General features: G+C 41.5%; 8 protein-coding genes. 3 read left to right on the forward strand and 5 right to left on the reverse strand.

Annotated features, from left to right (window positions below; all coding sequences use genetic code 11):
* Positions 1 to 464: 464 nt before the first annotated feature.
* From uvrA to MsAm2_RS03525, 5 genes are all read right to left on the reverse strand, one after another.
* On the reverse strand, positions 465 to 3,470 hold the full coding sequence (gene uvrA / locus MsAm2_RS03505) for an excinuclease ABC subunit UvrA (protein WP_338098412.1): 3,006 nt from the start codon (positions 3,468 to 3,470) through the stop codon (positions 465 to 467).
* A 360-nt stretch (positions 3,471 to 3,830) separates the two neighbouring features.
* Positions 3,831 to 5,258 (reverse strand): energy-coupling factor ABC transporter ATP-binding protein, encoded by a 1,428-nt coding sequence (locus MsAm2_RS03510; protein ID WP_338098413.1) that lies wholly within the window; start codon positions 5,256 to 5,258, stop codon positions 3,831 to 3,833.
* 106 nt (positions 5,259 to 5,364) lie between these two features.
* Positions 5,365 to 6,153 carry a cobalt ECF transporter T component CbiQ gene (cbiQ, locus tag MsAm2_RS03515; RefSeq protein ID WP_338098414.1) on the reverse strand — a complete coding sequence of 263 codons (789 nt, stop codon included), beginning with the start codon at positions 6,151 to 6,153 and terminating at the stop codon, positions 5,365 to 5,367.
* Positions 6,154 to 6,415: 262 nt separating this feature from the next.
* Positions 6,416 to 6,916 (reverse strand): hypothetical protein, encoded by a 501-nt coding sequence (locus MsAm2_RS03520; RefSeq protein WP_338098415.1) that lies wholly within the window; start codon positions 6,914 to 6,916, stop codon positions 6,416 to 6,418.
* A 21-nt stretch (positions 6,917 to 6,937) separates the two neighbouring features.
* On the reverse strand, positions 6,938 to 7,096 hold the full coding sequence (locus MsAm2_RS03525) for a hypothetical protein (protein ID WP_338098416.1): 159 nt from the start codon (positions 7,094 to 7,096) through the stop codon (positions 6,938 to 6,940).
* A 491-nt stretch (positions 7,097 to 7,587) separates the two neighbouring features.
* Here MsAm2_RS03525 and MsAm2_RS03530 point away from each other — a divergent pair, with 491 nt between their 5' ends.
* From MsAm2_RS03530 to hdrC, 3 genes are all read left to right on the forward strand, one after another.
* Complete coding sequence (locus MsAm2_RS03530) at positions 7,588 to 7,698, forward strand: symporter small accessory protein (RefSeq protein ID WP_338098417.1); 111 nt, start codon at positions 7,588 to 7,590, stop codon at positions 7,696 to 7,698.
* A 189-nt stretch (positions 7,699 to 7,887) separates the two neighbouring features.
* Entirely contained in the window at positions 7,888 to 9,600 is a 1,713-nt protein-coding gene (locus tag MsAm2_RS03535) for a sodium:solute symporter family protein (protein ID WP_338098419.1), read from the forward strand.
* Between the two features lie 719 nt (positions 9,601 to 10,319).
* Positions 10,320 to 10,844 carry a CoB--CoM heterodisulfide reductase subunit C gene (hdrC, locus tag MsAm2_RS03540; protein ID WP_338098420.1) on the forward strand — a complete coding sequence of 175 codons (525 nt, stop codon included), beginning with the start codon at positions 10,320 to 10,322 and terminating at the stop codon, positions 10,842 to 10,844.
* Positions 10,845 to 10,885: the final 41 nt, after the last annotated feature.

A 10,885-nucleotide genomic window follows, 5' to 3' on the forward strand; every position in this document is an offset into this window, starting at 1 on the left:
TTGAGCTTGATTATTTTGTTTTTATTTTTCTATTTGTTTTTATATTTGCTTTTATTTTTTTGTTTTTATGAAGACTTTTTTGATAAATAGAATACGTAGACCTATTTAATAATTTCTTAACTTAAAATTCCTCGCGGTGCTTTGGAATATTTCAAAGGGTGGGGACAATTTTTCATCAAAATTTACCTTTTCAGATGAGGCTCTAAGACTGAAAAGCCAAAAAAACGCAGCCATACCGGGTCCATAAGGTGTTACAAAATTTTAAAAATAAAAACAGTGTCCGGATTATTTGTTTTTTAAAAAGCCGGCCTTTCGGTTTTGTTAAAAAAGTTTAAAAATTTTTTGCCATAACGCGCGCGGACAGCACCACAATACAAACAAAAACAGTCAACAGAAAAACGCAGAAATTTAAAAATTAAAAAAAGATGGAAATCATTTAAAATGAAAAAACGAGGAAACCGGCATCATTTTTTAGATGACGTCTTTCCTTTCGCTTTTCCTTTTGATTCGGCTTTTACGTCCGGCTCTTGTTTTGATTTTTCAATTGCTTGCTTTAAAAAGGCAGCCGTATGGCTTTTTTTGCTTTGAATGATCTCTTCCGGAGTTCCGGCCGCAATAATTTTTCCGCCACCGTCTCCGCCTTCCGGTCCTAAATCAATAACATAGTCGGCGCATTTGATCACATCTAAGTTGTGCTCAATCACAATCACCGTATTTCCCATATCGGTTAAATCGTTGAGGACCGAAATCAATTTTTTCACGTCATGGAAATGAAGGCCGGTTGTCGGTTCGTCCAATAAGTAAACTGTCCGTCCGGTTGCTTTTTTAGCCAACTCGCGCGTGAGCTTGATGCGCTGCGCTTCGCCGCCCGAAAGCGTGGTTGAACTTTGTCCCAATTTGATATAATCCAAACCGACTTGAGACAACGTTTCTAACTTGTCGTGAATAAACGGCACTTTTTTGAAATGCTCCTGCGCTTCCGCAACCGTCATGTCTAAGACTTCCGCAATGGATTTTCCGTTGTACTTCACTTCCAATGTTTCCTTGTTGTAACGCGTTCCCTTGCACTCTTCGCATTCCACATACACGTCCGGCAAAAAGTTCATCTCGATTTTAATTAAACCATCCCCTTGACACGCTTCACAGCGCCCGCCTTTGACGTTGAACGAGAAACGGCCGGGCGCGTAACCGCGCACTTTCGCTTCTTTGGTTTCGGCATAAATATCCCGGATGCGATCGAAAATTTTGGTGTACGTCGCCGGATTTGAACGCGGCGTCTTTCCAATCGGGTCTTGGTCAATCACAATCACTTTGTCGACCGGCAAATCCAATTTCAAAGATTTGTATTCCCCGCTTTCCATTTTGGATTCATGTACTTCTTTCATCAGCGCCGGATACAAGGTGTCGTAAATCAGCGTTGATTTTCCGGACCCGGAAACCCCGGTGACTGCGGTGAGCGTTCCCATCGGAACGTCCAACGTCACGTTTTTGAGATTGTTTTCCGTACAGCCCGACAGCCGGATGAATGAATCCGACACCCGCCGCTCTTTGGGAAGTAGAATCCCTTCTTTTCCGGATAAATAAAGACCGGTGAGCGATTTTTGATCTTTTTCTATTTCCAGCGGTGTTCCGGCAAAAATCACATGCCCGCCCGTTACCCCGGCGCCCGGGCCCATGTCAATGACAAAGTCGGCGTTTCGAATCGTATCTTCGTCATGCTCGACCACCACGAGTGTATTTCCAAGGTCGCGCAAATGCTTTAATGTGTCAATCAATTTTTGATTATCGCGCTGGTGAAGCCCGATGGAGGGCTCGTCTAAAACATACAAAACGCCGGTCAAATTGGAACCGATTTGAGTCGCCAACCGGATGCGCTGCGCTTCGCCGCCGGAGAGTGTTCCTGCGTTTCTGAAAAGAGTTAAGTATCCGATTCCGACTTGTTCTAAAAAGTTTAGGCGTGCCCGTATTTCTTTTAAAATAAGTGACGCGATTTCCTTTTGTTTTTCGGAAAGCGGCAAGGTATTGAAATATTGGATCGCTTCGGCGACGGACAGCTTGGTCACGTCAATGATGTTGGATCCGCCGATTTTAACCGATAACGCTTTTTCATTCAGGCGGTCTCCGCCGCATTTTTGGCATTTGGAGACTTTCATGAATTTTTCAAGTTCCTGGCGCCGGTAATCGGATTCCGTTTGCGCATACAGGCGGACGCATTGCGGTAAAATTCCTTCCCAGTAGTTGGTGGAAGTGTAGCTGACATCGCCGCCACTCATGCTCATATCGAATTTTATTTTTTCATCCGAGCCGTGCATGAGGACATTGTATTGATTTTCTGAAAGTTCACAAATCGGCGTCATCGGAGAAAATTTATAGTGCTTGGCCACCGCCGATAAATATTGCTGGCGGTAACCGTCAAGGAAATTACGGTAAACGGCGACGGCACCTTCTGCTAAACATAAATTTTTATCGGGAATGAGGAGGTCTTCGTCAAATTCCATTTTTATGCCGAGGCCGTTACATTCAGGGCAGGCGCCGAATGGGCTGTTGAATGAAAACATTCGCGGCTGAAGTTCTTCAAAAGAGAGACCGCATTCAGGGCATGCCATCTTGGATGAATAAGTGACTTCAATGACAACATCTTCGGATTTGGATGTTTTCTTTCCTTTGCTTTTGCCGCCGTCTTCGTCGTCCAATCCGGCTCGGATTACCTTTTGGGACAAGCCTTTTGTTTCTTTTCCGTCTTTTCGAAAGGAATTGGCTTTTCCGTTGACATAAACAAGGCCGCCCGATTTTTCCGTTGCGCGTTCGCAGGCTTCTACCAGGCGGGAGCGTTCGTTTTCATCGTCCACATCAATCCGGTCGATGACGATGTCGATATCATGCATTTTGTAGCGTTCTAAGTCGATTTCGTCATCCGTCCGGTAGATGTCGCCGTTTACGCGGACTCGAGTAAAGCCTTCGGCACTCAAATCTTTAATCAGCTGTTGGTAAGTTCCTTTCTTTTTCCGGACAATCGGGGACAGGACCATGACAGTGCCTTCAAATTCGGAATAGACCAAGTCCGCGATTTTTTCCGGGGATTGGGATTCGATTTTGAGGTGGTGTTCCGGGCAGTAAGGCGTGCCGATTCGGGCAAAAAGAAGACGGAAATAATCGTAAATTTCGGTGACGGTTCCGACCGTACTTCGCGGGTTTTTGGACGTTGTTTTTTGTTCAATGGAAATGGCCGGCGAGAGTCCTTCAATGCTGTCCACATCAGGTTTATCCATGAGTCCCAGGAATTGACGGGCGTAGGAGGACAGAGATTCTACGTAGCGGCGTTGTCCTTCCGCGTAAATCGTGTCAAACGCCAGCGTTGATTTTCCGGAACCGGAAACGCCGGTAATGACCGTGAGGCGGTCCTTTGGAATCGTCACGGAAATATTTTTGAGATTGTGCTCGCGCGCACCTTTGATAATGAGTTCTTTCATAAAGGATCAAAAGAGATTCGTCGAATCTTGATTTAGTTAAAATATTATTTATAAAGATGAACGTTTGAATTCACATAAAGGATAAAAAGGTAATTATTGCGGGGTGAAATTATTCGCCGCCTGCAGAATTATGGTAAAAATAGACGGAGGACGACAATATATCCCGCAACAAAAAATGAGATGTTGCTTTTTTTGATTTTTTAAAAGTACCTAAATGTGCGTGGCGGAAATATTTTGACAACAAAATAATGATTAAACCGCACCAAACAGAAAACAAGCAGCAATAAACCGCACCAAACAGAAAACAAGCAGCAATAAACCGCACCAAACAGAAAACAACGACAAATTTTTATGTTTTGCTCATTCTTCAAATTCAAAATCCGGTTCATGGCAATTCTTTTTTTCTTTGCTCCCCGTATTTTCTTTTAGGACTCCTGCGCCGACGGCCACATCATTTTTGGAATTCAAATCAATCTCGGCCGCACTTTTTCCGACCGGATGAAAAGACAGGCGGATGCCGCTTTTTTGGATATATTCTCGGACACGCTTGGCGGTGTGTTCCACCATGCCACGGCTGGTTAAAATAATACAACGGCTTCCGGTAAGCGCGTTGAGAATGGATTTGTCAATCACCCCGGAGTTACAAACCACTTCAATTCCTTCTTCTTCCGCGCGCTCTTTGCTTTTTTTGCCCATCGCGCCGATGAAATTAATATCGTATTCCTTTAAAATCCGGTCAAATTCTTCTTTGTCAAAACTGTCCATGTTGTACACGCAAATGTTTCCGGGTTTGAGCACACGGCGGTTAAGTTCGACAACGGCGGTTCCATCCTCGTTTTTACACAAGACACGGGAATTGACGGCTTCATAAATTCCATCTTGGGAATATTTGCCGTACAAAACGCCCAGGTTCACGCATTCCCCGACCCGTGTGTCCGGGCCGACATAAACCCGCATGAGGTCGACCGGGTGAAGTGTTTGTACCAATTCGGGAATGTCTTTGGGTCTTTTTCCGCCGGTCGCCAGCCAACGTTTTTCAAGTTCGTGATAAAAGTCTAAAATCACCGGATTTTTCAATGAAGAATTGCGCACTTGTTCTTCTTTTGAAAAAACGTCTTTGGGGGATCCTTCATCAATGAGTCGGCTGTTGGATAATAAAAAGACACGGTCGGACCATTTGTAAGCCAAATCCACATCATGGGTGGAAATGACAATTGTTTTTCCCAAATGGTTGAGTTCGTTTAAAATATCCAAAATTTCATCGGCGCCAACCGGATCCAAATTGGAAAGCGGCTCGTCCAGAATGATGACATCCGGATCCATTGCGAGAACGCCGGCAATTGCCACTCTTTTCTTTTGGCCGCCGCTGAGGTGATGGGGCGGTTTGTCTTTCAGACTTTGAAGCCCGAAATAATCCAACATCTTGTTGACGATTTTGTCGATTTCTTCTTTCTTATAATTCAAATTGGCCGGTCCAAAAGCGATATCTTGGTAGACCGTCGGCGCAATGATTTGGTCATCTGAATTCTGAAACACAATCCCGACCCGTTTTCGAAGGTCTAAAAGACCCGCTGAGGAATAATTGATTTCCCCGCCGCTAAGAAGCACTTTTCCTTTTTTGGGCTTGAGTGTTCCGTTGAGGAGTAAAAACAAAGTAGATTTTCCCGATCCGTTTTTTCCGACAAAAGATACTTTTTCTCCCCTCGGAATTTGAATGGAAACGTCTTCTATCGCTTTTGTCCCGTCCGGATAGCTGTATTCCAAGTTTTGTGTTTCTAAAATAATCATACAATAATTCCCTCAATACTTAATTTTTAAAATACTTCATCTCTCTTCCGCACTTTCACTTTTATCAGTACTTTTCCCTTTCATCGCTTTTATCGTACTTTAATGATTAAAAAACCTGAAGCCCCCGCGTGTAAATAAAAATGGCAACCGTCGTTCCCAAAAATAAAGCAGATGCGGTTATATCCATCGGTTTGATTTTGTATTTGGTGGAATAAAACGGCAGTTTTCCGGTGTAGCACCTGGAATTCATGGACAAGAAGAGTTTGTCGCCTTGTTCAATCGTTTGAACAAAAAGGCTGCCGGCCAGCATTCCAAAAGATCGGATGCTGTTTTTAAGTCCTTTGTACCCAAACCTCATTTTTTGAGAGGATTGAATGTTGACCGCCGTTTCCAAAAAAACGAAAATATAGCGGTAAATCAGCATGGAGAGTTCTATAAAGATGTCCAAAAAGGAAATCCGTTTGAAATAAGAAAACATTTCAAGCATGGGTGTCGTCATGGATAAAAAGAAAATGCAAGCCAGACCGCTGATGGTCCGCATAAAAACCAACAATGCTAAATTGGCGCTTCCGGCTGTTATGGAAATGACCCACCCGAAAATTGTGACCGACCAGAGCGTTTCGCTGCCGTCTCCGGTGGAAAAGAAAAGTAAAATTGCGCAACTGATAAAGGAAAAGCCCAATAGCGCCACAAATAATTTGGAATAAAAGGAAGCCGGCACTTTTCCAAAAACAAGTGTTGTAAAGATCATACAAATCGCGATGAAAAGCGGCACAATAGGGGAGTCGGCCAAAAGCCCGGCCAAAAGTCCGAACAGTACCAAAAACAACTTCAATGTCGTGTTTTTGTACCGGAGCGGACTCATCAGCGCAATGTCATCCAAATTAATTCCCATACGTTTTCACCGCATTTACGAACGAAATCAGAAAAAGAAGATCCGGAAAAATAAAAGACGAACCTACAAAATCATAAACTCATTGATAAAAAAGAAGCTTTTGATTGTATTAAAACTTGATGACATGAATAAGATATCCGGCACATAAAAATAAAAAGGGACGAATGAAATTGAAAAAACAAAATCAATTAAATTGAGTTAAAAATCAGGAAAAGCAATTATCTTTTTTTGTATTTTTTGTATATTTCATCCAAAAGAACGATTATAATTCTAATTCAAGCAAACCCGCCCGAAAATTCGAGATGCTTTGCATCTCGAATTTCTCGGATGAATTATTGTGAATAGATGTGTTGATGAAACCTGAAAGGCAGCAAACCGTAAGTTTGTAAGCAGGTGCAGCAAACCCTAAATTTGTAAACAGATGCAGCAAACCGTAAGTTTGTAAACAGATGCAGCAAACCGTAAGTTTGTAAACAGATGCAGCAAACCGTAAGTTTGTAAACAGATGCAGCAAACCGTAAGTTTGTAAGCAGGTGCAGCAAACCGTAAATTTGTAAACAGATGCAGCAAACCGTAAATTTGTAAACAGATGCAGCAAACCGTAAATTCGTAAACAGATGCAGCAAATCGTAAATTTGTAAACAGATGCAGCAAACCGTAAATTTGTAAACAGATGCAGCAAACCGTAAATTCGTAAACAGATGCAGCAAACCGTAAATTCGTAAACTGAAAGGCGGCAATTTTTAAAATAATAAAAAGTCATTTCTTCGTTTTTGTTGATTTCTTAAAGAAAATTGCCACCATAAAGCATGTGGCGGCAATTCAAACACGCGATGCCGGGACCAAACATTTCGGAAAGGCCGTACCATAAAGCATGCGGCGGCAATTCAAACCAGACAAACAAAAAATCCCCGGAGCTGTCATTTCGATTGGGTTTAACCAAACTTTCGCTTTTGGAATATCAATACATTGTTTCATAAAATCCTTCTCATTTTGAAAAATATAATTTATTTTGAAAATAATTCTTTTAAAATATAATATTTGAAAATATGTCTTTTGAAATTGAAAATTGTAATATGCCTCAAATATTTTTTGAAGATCCGGAACTATTTTTTGAAAATACAAATATCTTTTTGAATAACAATTATTAGTTTGATACTTTATGCTTTGTTCCTATTGAAACATGTTTCAAACAATCAAGCAAATCTCTTATATATCATGAATGTTCTATTACCACCATTGCGTGCTACAAAGTGTCATGGTAGTAAATAGCACGATTTTATTTATCTTCTTTAAAATCAATACGGACACATATATCTCATTTCAAAAATGAAAACTGAGTCTGAATTAAATTTAAATTTAGGAAAATAAAATCTAGGAAAATAAAATCTAGAAAAATTAAATTTAGAGAATAAATTTTTAGGAGAATTTCCCATGTTTCTTGGAATCGTTGATCCTCTTGTTTGGATTGCTTATCTGCTCTCTATTTTTTCGGCTCTCTGGTGCATCTATTACGGAGTCCGTCACTGGAACGACCCCGATTGATTCATACCCTGTGTCACTATTTTATCAGCAGTGTTTTTACAATCGTTTTCATTCACAATCGTTTTCGTAAATTTTGTTATTTTCATAATCATAATCGTTTATTTCATTTCAATTTCATTCCGATTTATCACAAAATATCCTTTATCATCCTAAAAACCATAAAAACTTTAACAATGACAGGAACTTATTATGTTTGACTCCTCCGCTTTCACAACGCTTTCGGCTTCGTCCGTTAATGATATTATTCCGCCTGATCTGTTCCAGACATCCGGCGTCAATTTGCCGGCTTTATTAATCCTGATCTGTCTTTATTTGGCGGTCACACTTGGCCTTGCTTGGTACGGATTTAAACAAACCAAAAACGCATCCGATTACATGATTGCCGGCCGAAAAACCAACTCTTTGGTCATGGCGGTTTCCTACGGCGCGACTTTCATCAGCACATCCGCCATCATCGGATTTGGCGGTGTTGCAGCCGCGTACGGCATGAGTTTGCTTTGGCTCGCGTTTTTAAACATTCTCGTCGGCATTATTATCGCTTTCTTGGTTTTCGGTCCCAAAATGCGAAAAATGGGAAAAGCCCTTCACGCGTCAACATTTCCGGAATTTATCGGAAAACGGTTTGAGTCCCGCGGGCTTCAATCCTGGATCGGATTATTTATCGCCGCCACCATGCCGCTTTACGCGGCCAGTGTTCTCATCGGTTCCGCTCGTTTCATCGAAACCACACTCGGGGTGAATTACACAACCGCTCTTCTCATCTTCACCGTGATTGTCGCGGTTTATGTGATTGTCGGCGGCATGATTTCCGTCATGTACACCGATGCCTTCCAGGGCGGAATCATGTTCATCGGAATGTTTTTCCTTCTCGTTTTGACGTATGTCCATCTGGGCGGCGTTGTCGAAGCCCATACCGCTCTGAGCAATTTAGCCCCGCTCGTTCCGGAAAAATTGGCAGCGATCGGACATCAGGGATGGACCGCCATGCCGGCTTTCGGGTCACAGCTTTGGTGGACCATCATTTCCTCTCTGACTCTTGGGGTCGGTATCGGAATTATCGCGCAGCCGCAATTAGCGGTTCGTTTCATGATGGTGAAAAATACAAAAACATTAAAAAGAGCAGTTTTGGCCGGCGGTCCTTTCATTTTTATGATGGCTGGTGTTGCCTACATTGTCGGACCTCTTTCAAATGTATTTTTCTACAACACCACCGGAAAAATCGCATTAGATGCCGTGGGCGGAAATATTGACGCCATTATTCCGGTTTATATCAACAGCGCCATGCCGGAAATATTTGTCCTTATTTTCATGCTCAGTTTGCTGTCCGCCGCCATGTCGACCGCAGGATCCCAATTCCACACCATGGGGACGGCCGTTGGCTACGATCTTATTCGAAATGGTATTCTTCGGGGAAAATCCGCTCACACTATCCTCTACACACGAATCGGGATTGTGATTACGATTATTATAGCCGTTATTTTGGCTTTTGAACTTCCGGGAAGCATCATCGCCCGCGCAACCGCCATTTTTATGGGAATGTGTACCGCCGCTTTTCTTCCGATGTATGCCGGCGCCCTTTTCTGGCCGAGAATGACAAAAATCGGAGCTTACGCCAGTTTCTCGGTTGGATTTTTCGTGAGTGTCTTTTGGTATGTTTTCGTCCACGCGGCCGAAGCCGTTCCGATTGGAATCTGCCAAGATTTGTTCGGTGTCCCGACTCTTCTTTCGGGTACATGGGCTTATGTTGATCCGATTTTAATTGCGACCCCGCTTTCCATTATTGTGGCAATCGTCGTCAGCCTGATGACAAAACCGCCGGCTCAAAAAATGGTGGATGATTTGTTCGACGGAAAAGATGAGGAAGAAGAAAAGGACCCGGCAGTTGCCGGGTCTTCTTCTTAATTTTTTTGTATCTAAATCATTTTTTATTTAATATCCGTCATTTTTTCACTATTTTCAATTTTTTTGTTTGATTTTTAGTTTTTTGATTTTTAGTTTTTTGATTTTTTAGTTTTGTTTATTCAGGTGTCGCCACGCGCGTTATAGCCTCATTTTTCTAAAAAACAACTCTAAAAATTGAAACCCCGTCTTTTATTTTTTATATCTGATTTTATTTGCTTTTTTTATTTTTATTTTATTTATTTTGTTTTTACTTTTTACTTTTTTACTTTTTATTTACCCGGATTTGAGATTCACACTTTTAAATCTCATTTTTCAGATTTTCATTTCTGAATTGTTAACATTTATTTTCATCTGAAAATTATATTTAAAAGCATATGTCCTCTTCTATTGTAAACCTTCTTTGACAATGGCAGAATTTATATAGGATTTCATGGTTTTGTGTATGTTCATAATTTATCATTATATAATATGTGTCCGATTTGTTTTCAGGAAAGTGTCAACAGTTTGCGTTTTTTTGAAGCCGGACTTTTCTTTAAATTTTTGTTGAACTCTTAATGTTTTAATTGTTCTCCGATATGAAAAACGGTAAATATTACTGTTTGTTATTGTTATTTTATTAATTATCAATCAGTCGTCTCAAAAATTGATATCCGGTTCCGGATTTGTCCGGTCCCGTTTTTCTTTTTTTGATTTTTGAAACGATTGGAGAGGGATGTTTCATGAAAGATTCGATTCAAGCGTCTGAAATAGACAAAACATTTTTCAGCGAACTTAAAAAAGACAAAGGAACGGAAAAAGTTCTTCTTTGTTTCAATTGCAACGGCTGCTCCACCGGATGTCCGATGAAAGATATTGAATCCAATTTCGATATCAAACGGTACATGCGAATGGCCGGGCTCGGACTGAAAAACCGGATTTTAAACGACCCGTATCTTTGGTACTGCACCACTTGCTACAAATGCCAGGAAAGATGTCCTGAAGGCGTTCTTAATGTCGACACACTCTTACGCCTGCGGACTCTTGCGGTTCATGAAGGAATCATGCTTGAGCCGCACAAAGATGTAGCGAATTTTGTTGTCAATACCGGGCATGCGGTTCCCATCAACGATGCCAATAAAGCCAAACGCAAAGAACTCGGGCTTTCCGAAGTTCCCCCGACGGTTCACATGTATCCGGAAGCCTTTGAACAAGTCAAAAAATTGGTCAAAGCCTGCGGATTTGATACATTGGTCGCCAAAAAATGATGATCCAAAAACGTCATAGATATGAAAAATATCATGTATCT

The organism is Methanolapillus ohkumae, from assembly GCF_032594355.1.
Taxonomy (GTDB): domain Archaea; phylum Halobacteriota; class Methanosarcinia; order Methanosarcinales; family Methanosarcinaceae; genus Methanolapillus; species Methanolapillus ohkumae.

What these genes read in the sequence shown, in the direction of transcription:
- MsAm2_RS03520 (WP_338098415.1), bottom strand. Translation starts at nt 6,916, where the DNA reads ATGACTTTTTATTATTTTAAAAATTGCCGCCTTTCAGTTTACGAATTT.
- hdrC (WP_338098420.1), top strand. Translation starts at nt 10,320, where the DNA reads ATGAAAGATTCGATTCAAGCGTCTGAAATAGACAAAACATTTTTCAGC.
- MsAm2_RS03530 (WP_338098417.1), top strand. Translation starts at nt 7,588, where the DNA reads ATGTTTCTTGGAATCGTTGATCCTCTTGTTTGGATTGCTTATCTGCTC.
- MsAm2_RS03510 (WP_338098413.1), bottom strand. Translation starts at nt 5,258, where the DNA reads ATGATTATTTTAGAAACACAAAACTTGGAATACAGCTATCCGGACGGG.
- uvrA (WP_338098412.1), bottom strand. Translation starts at nt 3,470, where the DNA reads ATGAAAGAACTCATTATCAAAGGTGCGCGCGAGCACAATCTCAAAAAT.
- cbiQ (WP_338098414.1), bottom strand. Translation starts at nt 6,153, where the DNA reads ATGGGAATTAATTTGGATGACATTGCGCTGATGAGTCCGCTCCGGTAC.
- MsAm2_RS03535 (WP_338098419.1), top strand. Translation starts at nt 7,888, where the DNA reads ATGTTTGACTCCTCCGCTTTCACAACGCTTTCGGCTTCGTCCGTTAAT.